Raw genomic sequence first — 14,943 nt, 5'->3', positions numbered from 1 at the left:
GCGACGAAGGAGCGCCCTTGACAGGCCGGCACGACACGGAACGACGATGGGACTGACGGGAAACCCCCAGCCCCTCCCCGACCCCGCCCAAGGGGGTCCGGCTGCCCACCCATCCACCCGCACCCGGGGGTGGGTGGGCAGCCGCCGACCCGCCCCCACCCCCTCGCGGGGGTGATAGCGGGCCCGCGCCGCGAGCCCCGCCCCCCCGGGGGCCCGGCGCGACGGTGTTCCCGCGTCAGGACTCCTCGTACAGGCCCTCGATCAGGTGGCCGTACTTCTCGCGGACCACCCGGCGGCGTAGTTTCAGCGACGGGGTGAGTTCTCCCGTCTCCGGGCCCCATTCCTCGGCGAGCAGCCGGTACCGCTTGATCTGCTCCGTGCGGTTGAGGCGGGCGTTCGCGGCGGTCACCGCGCGGGCGGTCTCCTCCAGGACGGCCGGGTGCTCGGCCAGTTCGGCCAGGGAGGCGGTCGCGATGCCCCGGGCGGCGGCCCAGGCCGGGGCCAGTTCCGGGTCGAGGACCAGCAGGGCGACCAGGTAGGAGCGGCCGTCGCCGTGGACCAGGGCCTGGCCGATCAGCGGGTGTTCCTTGACGGTGTTCTCCACCAGGGCCGGGGAGATGTTCTTGCCGTTCGAGGTGATGATCAGTTCCTTCTTGCGGTCCGTCAGCCAGAGGAAGCCGTCCTCGTCGAGCCGTCCGATGTCCCCGGTGGGGAACCAGCCCTCGGCGTCGGACGCGCTTTCCACCGTCCCGTCGGGGCGCAGGTACCCGTCGAAGACGGTCGCGCCGCGCGTGAGGATCTCCCCGTCCCCGGCGATCTTCAGCTCCAGGCCCTCGATGGGCCGGCCCACGGAGCCCAGCCGGAACCCGTCGGGGCTGTCGCTGTTGACGGTGCACACGCCGGAGGTCTCCGTCAGCCCCCACGCGTCCATGATGGTGATGCCCCAGCCGGCCCAGAAGCGGACCACGTCGATCGGCATCGGCGCGGTGGCGCTGGCCGTCCAGACGAGCCGGTCCAGCCCCGCCAGTCGCAGCAGTGGGTCCAGCACCCGCTCCTTCGCCGCGGCGTACGAGGCTTCGAGCGCGGCCGGCACCTCCTCGCCGCGCTCCCGGTGGCCGGCGCGGGCGCGCGCCACCTCACCCGCGCTCTCGATGGCGTCGCGCTGCTCCTCGGGGAGGCCGGCGAGGACCGCCCGTACGCCCGCGGCGAGTTTCTCCCAGACCCGGGGCACGCCGAAGAACTGCACGGGGCGCAGTTCGCGGACGGCGGCCGCCACGGCGGTGGGGTCGGCGACGAGGCGGACGTGGGCGGCGCGCAGCAGGGGCAGGTAGATGCCGAGGATCCGCTCGGCGATGTGCGCGAAGGGCAGGTAGCAGACGTGCTCGGCGTGTTCGGGGAGCTGGACGTTGCGGTCGAGGCGGACGGACTGGAGCAGGATGTTGCGGTGGGTGAGGCGGACGCCCTTGGGGTCGCCGGTGGTGCCGGAGGTGTAGACGACGGTGAGGGGGTCTTCGGGGCGGGTCTCCTGCCAGGCCTTCTCGAAGCCGTCGGGGCGGTGGAGGCGGGCGCCGCTCGCGTAGAGGGAGCCGTAGGTGGTGTGCGGGCCGGCTTCTGCGGCTTCGGCGATGACGAGGCGTTCCAGCGGGGTGCCGGGGTCGTCGAGCAGCGGGGCCCACCGGTCGCGTTCGCGGGCGCCTTCGAGGACGGCGACGCGGGCCCGGCTGTGGCGGGCGATGTGGGCTATCTGCTCGGGCGCGGAGGTGCCGTACACGGTGACGGGGACGGCGCCGAGGTGGACGAGGGCGAGGTCGCTGAGCCAGTGTTCGGGGCGGTTGCCCATCATGATCAGGACGTGTTCGCCGCGCTCCACGCCGAGGGCGGCGTATCCGGCGGCGAGGACGGCCGTCCGGCGGCGGACTTCGCCCCAGGTGAGGGTGGTCCAGCCGTCCGCTTCCCGCCAGGAGAGGGCGGGGAGGTCCGTGTGGTCGGTGGCGTTGCGGGCGAGCAGGGCGGGCAGGGTGAGGTCTTCGGGTCGTCCGGGCAGTCGCAGGTTCGTGGTCATGGGCAGCTCCTGGCCGTTTCACATCGTTGGTGCGACAGCAATACTGTTGAACCCAAGCCGTGCAGCAGAGAGCGAGGCGCAGACGATGGCCGACCGGGCGACCGAGCCGATGCTCACCGTGGACGAGCTGGCGTCCAAGGCCGGTGTCACCGTCCGCACCGTACGGTTCTACAGCACGCGCGGGCTTTTGCCCCCTCCCGTGATCGGACCGCGTCGGGTGGGGCACTACGGTCCGGAGCACCTGTCGCGGCTGGCTCTGATCGAGGAGCTCCAGCACCAGGGGATGACGCTGTCGGCGATCCAGCGGTATCTGGACGCGCTGCCGGACGATCTGAGCGCGCACGACCTGGCGATCCACCGGGCGCTGGTGGCGACCTGGGCGCCGGACGTGGCGCAGGAGGTGTCGCGGGCGGAGCTGGAGAGGCGTGCGGGGCGCACCCTGTCGGACGGGGACCTGCGCCGGCTGGCCGCGATGAACGTGGTGTCGGCGTCCGGACCGGCGCCCGCGCCCACCTCCGCATCCGCATCCGCATCCGCATCCACGTCCATCTCCGCCCCCGCCCCCGCCCCCGGTGAGGGGTTCCGGGTGGACGTGGGGCTGCTCCGGCTGGGGGTGGCACTGCTCGACGTGCCGATCGCGCACGAGACGCTGCTGGTGGCGCGGAACATCCTGCTGGAGCACGCGCGGACGGCGGCGCACCAGCTGACGGCGCTGTTCCGGGACGAGGTGTGGGGGCCGTTCACCGAGGGCGAAGACGACCCGGAGCGCGTGGAGTCGATGAAGGCGTTGTCCGCGCACATGCAGCCGATGGTGGTCCAGGCCCTGGTCACCGCCTTCCAGCGGTCGCTGAAGGAGGAACTGCGGGGGGCGTTCGCCTCGGAGGACGGGTAGGTTCACTCCCATGGCGATCATCCACCACACCACACTGACCCCGACGAAGGCCGAACTCCTCGCCGACTGGCTGCCCTTGAGGCCCTGGTACCGGGGTTCGGAGAAGACGGCGCCGCTCGCCAAGGCGGGCGGTTTCCGGCTGGACGACCCGGAGGGCGAGGTGGGCATCGAGTTCATGGTGGTCACCGACGGCTCCGGGGAGGAGCCCGTCTCCTACCTCGTACCGCTGACCTACCGGGGCGCGCCGCTGGCGGGCGCGGAGGCCGGTCTGGTCGGCACCCTCGAACACGGGGTGCTGGGCACGCGCTGGGTGTACGACGGCGCCCACGACCCGGTGCTGGTGGAGCAGTTGCTGGCGCTGCTGGCGGGCGGGGCGACGGCCCAGGCCCAGAGCGAGAGCGACACGCCCGATCCGACGGTCGAGGTGCGCCCCGCGGGGCGCGGCGTCCCGGCCGGGCTGACCGGTCCGGGGAAGGTGGCGGACACCGCCGCCGGCACGGAGATCTCGGTGGGTCCCGTGGGCCGGGAGGAGCCGGTCCTGACGCTGTCCCTGACCCGGGTGCTGCGCCCGGGGGCCGCCGCCGGGGAGGGCCTGCTGGGGCAGGTCGTGGCCGGGTGGCCGGATGCCCCGGAGGGCGGCGCCGCGCGGCGCGGGGTGTTCGCGTACCTGCGCGCCTGACGATGCCGGTCCCCGGGCCCGCCGTGACGGGCCCGGGGCGCCGCTGCTAGTCGGCGTACGTCTCGCCGCGCTCGGCCTTCGCCACGAGGGAGGCCGGCGGGGTGAAGCGTTCGCCGTAGGTGGCGGCCAGTTCGCGGGCGCGGGCGACGAAGCCGGGCAGGCCACCCTCGTAGCCGTTGACGTACTGGATCACGCCGCCGGTCCAGGCCGGGAAGCCGATGCCCATGATGGAGCCGATGTTGGCGTCGGCGATGGAGGTGAGGACGCCTTCGTCGAGGCAGCGGACGGTGTCCAGGGCCTCGGAGAAGAGCATCCGCTCCTTCATGTCCTCGAAGGGGATCTGCGCGTCCGGCTTGGCGAAGTGCTCGCGCAGGCCGGGCCAGATGCGGCCGCGGCTGCCGTTCTCGTCGTACTCGTAGAAGCCGCCGCCCCCGCTGCGGCCGGGGCGGCCGAACTCGTCGACCATCCGGTCGATGACCCGGTCGGCCGGGTGCTCGCTCCACTCGCGGCCCTCGGCCTCGAAGGCCTTGCGGGTCTCGTTGCGGATCTTGCGCGGGAGGGTGAGGGTCAGCTCGTCCATGAGGGAGAGCACCTTGGCCGGGTAGCCGGCCTGGGCGGCGGCCTGTTCGACGGAGGCGGGCTCGATGCCCTCGCCGACCATCGCGACGCCCTCGTTGATGAACTGGCCGATGACGCGCGAGGTGAAGAAGCCGCGCGAGTCGTTGACGACGATCGGGGTCTTGTTGATCTGGCGGACCAGGTCGAAGGCGCGGGCGATGGCCTCGTCCCCGGTGCGCTCGCCCTTGATGATCTCCACCAGCGGCATCTTGTCGACGGGCGAGAAGAAGTGCAGGCCGATGAAGTCGGCGGGGCGCGCGACCCCTTCGGCCAGCCCGGTGATGGGGAGGGTGGAGGTGTTGGAGCAGAGCAGCGCGTCGGGCGCGATGACGTCCTGGACCTCCTGGAACACCTTGTGCTTGAGGGCGGTGTCCTCGAAGACGGCCTCGATGACGGCGTCGCATCCGGCGAGGTCGGCGGCGTCGGCGGTCGGGGTGATGCGGGCGAGGAGCTCGGCCCGCTTGGCCTCGGTGGTGCGGCCCTTGGCGAGGGCCTTGTCGAGGAGCTTCTCGGAGTACGCCTTGCCCTTGGCGGCGGCTTCGGGGGTGACGTCCTTGAGGACGACCTCGATGCCCGCGCGGGCGCAGGAATAGGCGATGCCGGCGCCCATCATTCCGGCGCCGAGGACGGCGACCTTGCGGACCTTGCGCGGTTCGACGCCCTGCGGGCGGCTGCGGCCGGCGTTGACGGCCTGGAGGTCGAAGAAGAACGCCTGGATCATGTTCTTGGCGGTCTGGCCGGTGACCAGCTCGGTGAAGTACCGGGCCTCGATGGTCAGGGCGGTCTCGAAGTCCACCTGGGAGCCCTCGACGGCGCAGGCCAGGATGTTGCGCGGCGCCGGGTAGGGGGCGCCGTTCAGCTGCTTCTTGAGGTTGGCGGGGAAGGCCGGGAGGTTCGCGGCGAAGCGCGGGCTGGACGGCGTACCGCCGGGGATCTTGTAGCCGGGGACGTCCCAGGGCTGCTTCGACTCGGGGTTGGCGTCGATGAAGGCGCGGGCCTTGGCCAGCATCTCCTCGGGCGTGCCGGCCAGTTCGTGGACCAGTCCGGCGGCGAGGGCGCGCTGCGGGCTGTACTGGGTGCCCTGGAGCAGGACCTTGAGCAGCGCGTCGGCGATGCCCATGAGGCGGACGGTGCGGGTGACGCCGCCGCCGGCGGGGAGCAGACCGAGGGTGACCTCGGGCAGGCCGATCTTGGAGCCGGGGGCGTCGAGGGCGACGCGGTGGTGGGAGGCGAGGCAGATCTCGTAACCGCCGCCGAGGGCGGCGCCGTTGATGGCGGCGACAACGGGCTTGCCGAGGGTCTCGATGCGGCGCAGGGAGCGCTTGATCTCGGTGCCGGTGTCGAAGGCGAGCCGGGCGTCCTCGGGGCGCAGCCGGATCATGTCCTTGAGGTCGCCGCCGGCGAAGAAGGTCTTCTTGGCGGAGGTGTAGATGATGCCGCGGATGGAGTCCTTCTCTGCCTCGGCGCGGTCGGCGATGGCCGCGATGGAGTCCTTGAAGGCCTGGTTCATGGTGTTGGCGGACTGGCCCGGGTCGTCGAGGACCAGGGTGACGACGCCGGTCTCGTCCTGTTCCCAGCGGATCGTGGTGGACTCGCTCATGTTCGCTACTTCCGTGTCAGAGAGGGGATCAGGGGCAGGACGGATCAGACGCGTTCGACGATGGTGGCGACGCCCATGCCGCCGCCGACGCAGAGGGTGACGAGGCCGTAGCGCTTGTCCTGGCGCTCCAGTTCGTCGACGACGGTGCCCAGCAGCATGGCGCCGGTGGCGCCGAGGGGGTGGCCGAGGGCGATGGCGCCGCCGTTGACGTTGACCTTGTCCAGGGAGACGCCCATGTCCTTGACGAAGCGCAGCACGACGCCGGCGAAGGCCTCGTTCATCTCGATCAGGTCGATGTCGTCGATGGTCAGGCCGGCCTTGGCGAGGGCCTTGCGGGTGGCCGGTGCGGGGCCGGTGAGCATGATGGTGGGCTCGGAGCCGGAGACGGCGGCCGAGACGATGCGGGCGCGCGGGCGCAGGCCGTTCCGCTCGCCGGCCTCGCGGGTGCCGATGGCGACGAGCGAGGCGCCGTCGACGATGCCGGAGGAGTTGCCGGCGTGGTGGACGTGGTCGATCTTCTCGATCCAGTGGTACTTCTGCAGGGCGACGGCGTCGAAGCCGCCGAGGTCGCCGATGTCGGCGAAGGAGGGCTTCAGCTTGGCGAGGGTGTCGGCGGTGGTGCCGGGGCGGACGAACTCCTCGTGGTCCAGGACGACCAGGCCGTTGCGGTCGGTGACGGGGACCACGGACTTGGCGAAGCAGCCCTCCTTGATGGCGGTGGCGGCCCGTTCCTGGGAGAGGGCGGCGTACTCGTCCACGTCGCGCCGGGAGAATCCCTCGATGGTGGCGATCAGGTCGGCGCCGATGCCCTGGGGGACGAAGCCGGTGTCCCAGTTGGTCATGGGGTCGGCGAACCAGGCGCCGCCGTCGGAGGCCATGGGGACACGGGACATGGACTCGACGCCGCCGGCGAGGACGAGGTCCTCCCAGCCGGAGCGGACCTTGGCGGCGGCCAGGTTGACGGCTTCCAGGCCGGAGGCACAGAAGCGGTTCTCCTGTACGCCGGCCACGGTGTCTGGCAGGCCGGCGGCGATGGCCGCGATCCGGGCGATGTCGGAGCCCTGGTCGCCGACGGGGCCGACGACACCGAGGACGATGTCGTCGATGGTGGCGGGGTCCAGGCCGGGGTTGCGCTCGCGCAGGGCGTTGATGAGGCCGACGACGAGGTCGATCGGCTTGGTGCCGTGCAGGGCGCCGTTGGCCTTGCCGCGGCCGCGCGGGGTGCGGATCGCGTCGTACACGTACGCTTCGGTGCTCACTGGTCAAGCCTTTCGGAGATGTCCGAGGGGTCCGAGGGGGTCTGAGGGGGTCTGACGGGGGTCTGACGGGGGTCCCGGGAGGGCCCCGCAGGGGGGAGGTCAGCCGAGGAGGGAGCGGCCGATGATCTCTTTCATGATCTCGGTCGTGCCGCCGTAGATCGTCTGGATGCGGCCGTCGGTGAAGGCCCGTGCGACCCGGTATTCGGTCATGTAGCCGTAGCCGCCGTGCAGCTGGAGACAGCGGTCCGCGACCCGCTTCTGGAGTTCGGTGGCCCACCACTTGGCCATCGAGGCGTGGACGTGGTCCAGTTCGCCGTTGGCGTGGTCGGTGATGCAGCGGTCGAGGAAGGTCCGGGTGACGGCGCATTCGGTGGCCATCTCGGCGATCTCGAAGCGGACGTGCTGGAGCTTGGAGAGCGGCCGGCCGAAGGCCTCGCGCTCCTTGACGTACGTGGTGGTGATCTCCAGCAGGTGTTCGGCGGCGGCGATGGCGGCCATCGCGATGCCCATGCGTTCCTGCGCCAGGTTGGTCATCAGGTGGACGAAGGCGCCGTTCAGCTCGCCGAGCAGGTTCTCCTTGGGGACGCGTACGTCGTTGAAGAAGAGCTCGGCGGTGTCCTGGGCCTTCTGACCGATCTTGTCGAGGTTGCGGCCGCGTTCGAAGCCCTCGGCGCCGCGTTCGACGACCAGCAGGGACAGGCCGTGTGCGCCGCCCTCGGGGGTGGTCTTCGCGACGACGATCACCAGGTCGGCGAGGATGCCGTTGGAGATGAAGGTCTTGGAGCCGTTGAGGAGCCAGTGGTCGCCCCGGTCCTCGGCGCTGGTGCGGATGCCCTGGAGGTCGGAGCCGGCACCCGGTTCGGTCATGGCGATCGCGGTGACGGTCTCGCCGGAGCAGAAGCCGGGCAGCCAGCGGCGCTTCTGCTCCTCGGTGCCGAGCGAGGTCAGGTAGGGGCCGATGATGTCGTTGTGCAGGCCGATCGCGAGTCCGGGGGCCCCGGCGCGGGTGAACTCCTCGGCGAGCACCGCCGCGTAGCGGAAGTCCGGGTTGCCGCCGCCTCCGTACTCCTCGGGTACGGCCAGGCCCAGCAGGCCCTGCCGGCCGGCGGCCCGCCATGCGTCCCGGCTGACGATGCCGTCCTTCTCCCACTGCTCGTAGTGCGGCAGCACCTCCTTGTGCAGGAAGGTGCGCACGGTCTCGCGGAACGCCTCGTGGTCGGCGTCGTAGATGCGGCGTTGCATCGGGGCCCCCTACAGCCAGCTCTTGACGGTTTCGATCAGCCGGGCCGGTTCCGGGCCGACCGGCGTGACGTTGAGCATCGTGACGCCGGCCTCCCGGAAGGCCTCGACGCGCTCGCGCACGTACCCCTCGGGGCCGCACAGGGTCATCAGCTCGCAGAACTCGTCCGGGACGGCGGCCGCCGCGTCGCGTTTGCGCCCGGCGAGGTAGAGCTCCTGGATGCGGCGGGCCTCGTCCTCGTAGCCGTAGGCGACGGCGAGGTCGTTGTAGAAGTTCTTGCCGACCGCGCCCATCCCGCCGACGTACAGGGCGATCTGGGGCCGGGCGAGGTCCCGTGCGGCGGCCGCGTCCTCGCCGATGGCGAGCAGTCCGCCCGCGACGGTCTGGAGCGGGCCCAGCTCGGGCGCCCGTTTGGCGGTGCCCTCGGCGAGGGCGCCGCCCCATACGGAGCGGGCCTTCTCGGGGATGAAGAGGGTGGGGAGCCAGCCGTCGGCGATCTCGGCGGTCATCGCCACGTTCGCGGGTCCCAGGGAGGCCACGTAGACCGGGATCCCGTCCCGGACGGGGCGGGTGAGGATCTTGAGGGGTTTGCCGTGCCGGCCGCCCTTGTCCGCGGGGAGCGGCATGTCGGTGATGCCGTGGTGGTCGATCGTCTCGCGGCGCCAGATGCGCCGGCACAGCTCTACGGTCTCGCGGGTGCGGCCGAGGGGTTTGTCGTACGCCTTCCCGTGCCAGCCCTCGATGACCTGCGGGCCGGAGGCGCCGAGCCCGAGCAGGGCGCGGCCGCCGGAGACCGCGTCGAGGCCGGCGGCGGTCTGGGCGATGAGGGCGGGGGTGCGGGAGTAGACGTTGACGATGGCCGAGCCGATCTTCATGCGCTCGGTGCGCGCCGCCAGGTAGCCCATGATGGTCGGGGAGTCGAAGCCCCAGGCCTCGGCGACCCAGACGGCGTCGAGTCCGGCCTGCTCCAGCGCGGCCGCCTCGTCGGCGGCGCGGCGCGGGTCGCCGGCGTAGTCGAGCAGCATGGACAGTTCCATCAGGCCTCTTTCAGGAGCAGCGCCGGTACGTCCCAGTCGGCGGCGACGGACTCGGTGTCCGCGCCGGGCCGGGCGGGTGCGGAGGCGACGCGGGTCGGCGTCGCGGAGAAGCGCGGGGCGGGGGCGGGCTGGGTGATCCCGCCGAACCCGGTGAAGGTCCCGCGCGCGGCGAGGTGGGGGTGGTGCGGGGCCTCGGTCAGCGAGAGGACGGGTGCCACGCAGGCGTCGGTGCCCTCGAAGACGGCCGTCCACTCCTCGCGGGTGCGGGACTTGAAGCGGTCGGCGACGGCCTCGCGCAGTTCGCCCCAGCGGGCGAGGTCCTTGCGGGCGGGGGCCCGGTCCTGGATGCCGAGGAGGGCGACGAAGGTGTCGTAGAACTGCTGCTCCAGCGCGCCGACGGCCATGTACTGGCCGTCGGCGGTCTCGTAGGTGCCGTAGAAGGGGCAGCCGCCGTCGAGGAGGTTGGCGCCGCGCCGGTCCTGCCAGCCGCCGGCCGCGACCATGCCGTGGATCATGGCGGTGAGGTGGGCGGTGCCGTCGACGATGGCGGCGTCCACGACCTGGCCGGTGCCTTCGGGGCCGCGGGCGTGCCGGAGCGCGGCGAGGACGCCGATGACGAGGTAGAGGGAGCCGCCCGCGTAGTCGCCGACCAGGTTGGCGGGGACGGCCGGGGGTCCGCCGGGGTTGCCGATCATGCCGAGTGCGCCGGTGACGGCGATGTACGCGATGTCGTGCCCGGCGGTGTGGGCGAGGGGGCCTTCCTGGCCCCAGCCGGTCATCCGGCCGTAGACGAGCTTCGGATTGCGGGCGAGGCAGGCGTCGGGGCCCACGCCGAGGCGTTCGGCGACGCCGGGGCGGAAGCCCTCGATCAGTACGTCGGCCCGCTCGGCCAGGTCGAGCACCCGGCCGGCGCCCCCGTCGGACTTCAGGTCGACGAGTACGGAGCGCTTGTTGCGGTTGGTGACGTCGTAGGCGGGATCGATCGCGAGCCCGCCGCCGCCCGGCCGGTCCACGCGGACGACGTCGGCTCCGAGGTCGGCGAGGAGCATCGCGGCGAACGGTCCCGGGCCGATGCCCGCCAGTTCGACGACGCGTACTCCCGCGAGCGGGCCTGCTGTCACTGCCATCGTGCCCCCGGCATCCTGGTGTACGGGTGGGTGGGTGTGCAGGTGTGTGACACAACCGATGTAACACCAGTGATGCTAGGAACGCGTACCACCGAGCACAAGAGCAAGCGCTTAGCCGGTTTCCGCTGTGGCTCGTTCCGGCCGGGATTCGCGGGGCGGCTCCCCTCAGGCACCCTCCCCCGCACGGGCGTCGAGGAGCGCGACGTGCCGCTTGAGCGCGACGGTCCGGTAGCTCTCCTCCACCCATTCGCACAGCACCTCCACCGGCGGAGCCCCCTTCTCCCCCAGCGGCACCGAGACCCAGCCCGCCTTGCCCAGGCCGTACCCGGTGGGCGTGGCGCCGGGCGCGGTCATCGCGTGCCCGTGCAGGTCCTCGTCCTTGAGCTTGACGGACAGGCCGGGCGGCTCGGGGCCGTCCGCGTTGCCCAGGAAGACGAAGATCTTCTTGTTGACCTTCACCACCCCGTCCTCCGGCCCCCAGGGGTGCTCCTCCACCGCCTCGGGCAGCCCCAGCGCGAACTCCCGCACCGCTTCCCACCTGCGCACCGCAGCCTTCACCGACGCCTCCACTTACCGCAGGTCACACCTGCTCGCACGGACAGTCGGTGCCAACGCTAACCTCAGCCACCGACACCAGCTGGGAGGAACGGTCCATGACCGAGCAGGTCCACAACGAGCCCGTCCGCGGCGGCCGTCCGCGGCGCGACCTCGACCTCGTGCTCTTCGGCGCGACCGGGTTCGTCGGGGCGCTGACCGCGGAGTACCTCGCCGAGCACGCCCCGGCCGGCTGCCGGTGGGCGCTGGCCGGGCGCGACCTCGGCAGACTGGAGCGGCTGCGCGAGCGGCTGGCCGCCCTGAACCCCGCGTGCGCGCGGCTGCCGCTGCTGCGGGCCGACGCCGGCGACCCGGGGGCGCTGCGCGAACTGGCCGCCGGGACCCGGGTGCTGGCCACCACGGTCGGCCCGTACGTCTGGCACGGGGCCGGGCTGGTCGCGGCCTGCGCCGAGGCGGGCACCGACTACCTGGACCTCACCGGCGAGCCGGAGTTCGTGGACCGGATGTACGTCGAGCACGACGCGCGGGCCCGGGAGACGGGGGCGCGGCTGGTGCACGCGTGCGGGTTCGACTCGGTCCCGGCCGACCTCGGGGCGTACTTCACGGTGGGCCTGCTGCCCTCCGGGGTGCCGCTGCGGGTGGACGGGTTCCTGCGGGCCGGTGCGCTCGCCTCCGGCGGCACCGTGGCCTCCGCCCTGACGGCGCTGGGCCGGGCGCCGCAGACCCTGTCGGCCGCGCGCACCCGCCGGCTGTACGAGCCCAGGCTGCCGGGACGCCGGGTACGCGGCCCCGTGGGCGCCCCGCGCTTCAGCCGGGAGACCGGGGCCTGGGCGCTGCCCCTGCCCTCGCTGGACCCCCGGATCGTGACCCGGTCGGCGGCCGCGCTGGAGCGGTACGGGCCGGACTTCCGCTACCGGCACTACGTCTCGGTACGGCACCTGCCGGTCGCGGTGGGCCTGACGGCGGCGGTGGGCGCGACGGCGGCGCTGGCGCAGGTCCCGGCGGCCCGGCGGTGGCTGATGAGCCACTGGGAACCGGGCAACGGCCCGGACGCGGAGCGGCGCGCCCGCAGCTGGTTCACGGTCCGCTTCGTCGGCGAGGGCGGCGGGCACCGCGTGTTCACCGAGGTCTCGGGCGGCGACCCGGGCTACGGGGAGACCGCGAAGATGCTGGCGGAGTCGGCGCTGTGCCTGGCCCACGACTCCCTCCCGGACCGGGCGGGCCAGCTGACGACGGCCGTGGCGATGGGCGACGCCCTGCTGGACCGGCTCCAGAAGGCCGGCATCCGCTTCCGCGTGGCGGCGCGGGACTGAGCCGTCCGCCGAGGGGGACGGCGGTGCTCGGCACGGCCGTCGGCCCACGTCGGGTTCGCCCGAATGCTCCAGGCCGTTCCGCCCGGCTCCGGGTCACGGGCAGTCGTCCACCGCCTCGCGCAGGGCCCGCCGGCACAGGGAGTCGGCACGGCGGGTGGTTTCGGGGATGCGGAAGCGGGGGCTCAGAGCGAGGGCGTGGGCGCAGGCGTTGTCCAGGGAGACCCGGTGGCCGACGGACACGTAGACGGGTTTGACCCCGTGCTGGGTGCGCAGCGCCCGGCCGACGACGGTGCCGTCCGCCGCGAGCAGGGGGGAGGCCTCGCCGCGCGGGGCGCCCGGTTCCTCGTGGGTGAAGGTGAAGGGGTTCTTGGCGACGCCCATGCTGGGCAGGCCGGTGACCACCCCGAGGTGGCAGGCCAGGCCGAAGCCGCGCGGGTGGGCGAGGCCGTAGCCGTCGCAGACCACGAGCCCGGGGGTGACGGGGAGCGCCTCCAGGGCGGCGAGCAGGGTCGGCAGTTCGCGGAAGGCGAGCAGGCCGGGCACGTACGGGAAGCTGACGTGCCCGACGGCCGTGGATTCGGCCACGACGTCGAGGGTGGCCGCGTCGAGCACGACGGCGGCGGCCGCGACCAGGTCGCGTTCGTCGTCGTAGGCCACGTCCACTCCGGCGACCAGGCCCCGGCCCGGCGGGGGGCCGGGCTCGTCGAGCACGACGAGATCGCGCAGTTCGTCTTGTGTCGCCCGGGCCTCGGCTTCGTTGGCGGGGGTCTTCGCAGTCGTCATGATGAGGCGAGAGTAGCCTGGCGATCATGTTCGTCATGGAGCTCACGTACACCGCGCCGATCGAGGCCGTCGAGGCGCGGATGGACGCGCACATCGCCTGGCTGGAGGGCCACTACGCCTCCGGGGTCTTCCTCGCCTCGGGCCGCAAGGTCCCGCGTGACGGCGGGATGATCCTGGCCGCCGGGGTCTCCCGCGCCGAGATCGAGGAGATAGCGGCGAGCGATCCCTTCGCGGTGGCGGGCGTCTGCGCGTACCGCGTCACGGAGTTCATCGCCTCCAACACCTCGCCGGGCCTGGCCCGCTTCCGCGAGTCCCTCCCCTCCTAGCCAGGCCCTGTCGCGGCGCGGCCCGGCCGCAGGCGGGGGCGCTGTCAGCCCTGCCTGCGGCGGACCCGGGGCGCGGGGTCAGCGGCGCTCCAGCCGGGCCACCCGGCCCTTCTCCCCCGCCGCCCAGCAGCCGCCGTCGGACGCGCAGTCGACGGTGTCGAAGGAGCCCGCCTCCAGGGGCCGCCAGGTGCGCCCCGCGTCGGTGGTGACGTCCGTGCCGGTCGGACCGACCGCCAGGGCCGTGGCGCGCCCGTACGGGTACCAGGCCGCGCCCGAGCGGTAGGCGGGCGGCGGGGTCGCCGCCTGGCTCCAGCTCCGGCCCCCGTCGGCGGAGCGGGCCGCGGCCCGGGGCGACGCCTGGCCGGTGCGGTAGTCACCGCCGACGGCGAGGCCCGTCGTACGGTCGCGGAAGGCGAGGGCGAACACCCCGCGTGCGGGGTCGCCGCCCGGGACGGTGGAGTCGGCGACCCGCCAGGTCAGGCCCCGGTCGGCGGAGTGCAGCACCCGTGCGGACGGCCCGCCTCCGGTGGCCAGCCACACGTCGCGGGGCCCGGAGGCCGTCAGGCACTGGCCGCTCGCGGCGAAGCCGGCCTCGCCGGGGAGCGCCGGCGGCATCCCGGCGTCCGGGAGCACCCGCCAGCTGCGTCCGCCGTCGTCGGTGGCGAGCAGCCGGAACTTCCCGTCCACCGGGTCGCTGACCGCCAGGCCGTGCCGGGAGTCGAAGAAGGTCAGGCAGTCGTAGAAGGCGCGCGGGTCGGGGTTGCGGAAGGTCTCGGTCCAGGTCGTCCCGCCGTCCTCGGTGCGCAGGACCCGCGAGGCTTCGCCCTCGCCGATGGACAGGGCCACCGCCCGCCGCCCGTCGAAGGCCTCGATGTCGCGCAGTTCCAGCCCTTCGGCCACCGCCCCGGGCGGGGAAACGTCCCGCCAGCTGCGGCCGCCGTCCCCGGTGCGCAGAATCCGGCCCTTGGAGCCCGCGAGCCAGGCCGTACTGCGGCTGACCGCCGCCAGGCCGCGGAAGCGGACGTCGCGCACGGCCTCCTGCCCGGTCTCCTTGACGGCCCATCCGGCGCCCCGTAAGTCCGTTCCGGCCACCGTGGCGGCGGGGTCGCCGCCGCCGGTGTCCGCCTGAGCCGGCGCGACGGCCACTCCGATCAGCAGGGCCGCCGTGCACATGCCAACTCCCAGAAGTCTCATGGCGCGGGAAGCTAACGCACCCCACCCGCCCCGTCCAGGGCGCCTCCACCGCACCCCTCCTCCCCCGTCCGGCCCCGTCCGCTCCCGGCTTACTCCTGTGGAGCGAGCGAATACCGGACGTATTGGGATCACCTTGAGCGACAGCTCCCCGGACCGGCGCCCTTTACCCAGACCGCACCTTTGGTCACTCTGTGCGATCGCACGGGTGAGATCACGCCAACCGGTGACACAGCTCACGTCATCCGCCATGCACGGATT

General features: G+C 73.1%; 13 protein-coding genes. 4 read left to right on the top strand and 9 right to left on the bottom strand.

The window, feature by feature from the left end; all coding sequences use genetic code 11:
* Positions 1-235: 235 nt before the first annotated feature.
* On the bottom strand, positions 236-2,062 hold the full coding sequence (locus tag AC069X_RS35900; RefSeq protein WP_478735527.1) for an AMP-dependent synthetase/ligase: 1,827 nt from the start codon (positions 2,060-2,062) through the stop codon (positions 236-238).
* Between the two features lie 85 nt (positions 2,063-2,147).
* Here AC069X_RS35900 and AC069X_RS35895 point away from each other — a divergent pair, with 85 nt between their 5' ends.
* Together AC069X_RS35895 and AC069X_RS35890 are read left to right on the top strand one after the other, a co-directional pair.
* Positions 2,148-2,954, top strand: a complete 807-nt coding sequence (locus tag AC069X_RS35895; protein ID WP_478735529.1) for a MerR family transcriptional regulator — start codon at positions 2,148-2,150, stop codon at positions 2,952-2,954.
* A 10-nt stretch (positions 2,955-2,964) separates the two neighbouring features.
* On the top strand, positions 2,965-3,633 hold the full coding sequence (locus AC069X_RS35890) for a maltokinase N-terminal cap-like domain-containing protein (RefSeq protein ID WP_478735525.1): 669 nt from the start codon (positions 2,965-2,967) through the stop codon (positions 3,631-3,633).
* Positions 3,634-3,679: 46 nt separating this feature from the next.
* On the opposite strand, the gene AC069X_RS35885 is transcribed toward AC069X_RS35890, so the two are convergent.
* The 6 genes from AC069X_RS35885 to AC069X_RS35860 form a co-directional block, all read right to left on the bottom strand.
* Positions 3,680-5,851, bottom strand: coding sequence for a 3-hydroxyacyl-CoA dehydrogenase NAD-binding domain-containing protein (locus AC069X_RS35885; RefSeq protein ID WP_478735523.1), 2,172 nt, complete (start codon positions 5,849-5,851; stop codon positions 3,680-3,682).
* 44 nt (positions 5,852-5,895) lie between these two features.
* Entirely contained in the window at positions 5,896-7,110 is a 1,215-nt protein-coding gene (locus AC069X_RS35880) for an acetyl-CoA C-acetyltransferase (RefSeq protein WP_478735521.1), read from the bottom strand.
* Between the two features lie 99 nt (positions 7,111-7,209).
* Positions 7,210-8,352, bottom strand: coding sequence for an acyl-CoA dehydrogenase family protein (locus AC069X_RS35875; RefSeq protein WP_478735519.1), 1,143 nt, complete (start codon positions 8,350-8,352; stop codon positions 7,210-7,212).
* A gap of 9 nt (positions 8,353-8,361) precedes the next feature.
* Positions 8,362-9,387 carry an LLM class F420-dependent oxidoreductase gene (locus AC069X_RS35870; protein ID WP_478735517.1) on the bottom strand — a complete coding sequence of 342 codons (1,026 nt, stop codon included), beginning with the start codon at positions 9,385-9,387 and terminating at the stop codon, positions 8,362-8,364.
* On the bottom strand, positions 9,387-10,514 hold the full coding sequence (locus tag AC069X_RS35865) for a CaiB/BaiF CoA transferase family protein (RefSeq protein WP_478735515.1): 1,128 nt from the start codon (positions 10,512-10,514) through the stop codon (positions 9,387-9,389). The genes AC069X_RS35870 and AC069X_RS35865 overlap by 1 nt, the downstream gene beginning before the upstream one ends.
* 165 nt (positions 10,515-10,679) lie before the next feature.
* Positions 10,680-11,084, bottom strand: coding sequence for an MmcQ/YjbR family DNA-binding protein (locus tag AC069X_RS35860; RefSeq protein ID WP_478735513.1), 405 nt, complete (start codon positions 11,082-11,084; stop codon positions 10,680-10,682).
* 83 nt (positions 11,085-11,167) lie between these two features.
* Between AC069X_RS35860 and AC069X_RS35855 the strand changes: the two genes are divergently transcribed.
* Positions 11,168-12,382: a saccharopine dehydrogenase family protein gene (locus tag AC069X_RS35855; RefSeq protein WP_478735511.1), complete on the top strand. Its 1,215-nt coding sequence runs from the start codon at positions 11,168-11,170 to the stop codon at positions 12,380-12,382.
* A gap of 93 nt (positions 12,383-12,475) precedes the next feature.
* On the opposite strand, the gene AC069X_RS35850 is transcribed toward AC069X_RS35855, so the two are convergent.
* Positions 12,476-13,165, bottom strand: a complete 690-nt coding sequence (locus tag AC069X_RS35850) for an endonuclease V (protein WP_478735509.1) — start codon at positions 13,163-13,165, stop codon at positions 12,476-12,478.
* Between the two features lie 26 nt (positions 13,166-13,191).
* Here AC069X_RS35850 and AC069X_RS35845 point away from each other — a divergent pair, with 26 nt between their 5' ends.
* Positions 13,192-13,491: a YciI family protein gene (locus AC069X_RS35845; protein WP_478735507.1), complete on the top strand. Its 300-nt coding sequence runs from the start codon at positions 13,192-13,194 to the stop codon at positions 13,489-13,491.
* Positions 13,492-13,569: 78 nt separating this feature from the next.
* Here the strand turns inward: AC069X_RS35845 and AC069X_RS35840 are convergent, their stop codons facing one another.
* Positions 13,570-14,664, bottom strand: coding sequence for a WD40/YVTN/BNR-like repeat-containing protein (locus tag AC069X_RS35840; protein ID WP_478735505.1), 1,095 nt, complete (start codon positions 14,662-14,664; stop codon positions 13,570-13,572).
* Positions 14,665-14,943: the final 279 nt, after the last annotated feature.

The sequence above is a fragment of the Streptomyces sp. NPDC043896 genome (genome assembly GCF_056435605.1).
Note: the sequence above shows the minus strand (reverse complement) of the source record. Positions and strands in the feature narration are given on the sequence as shown.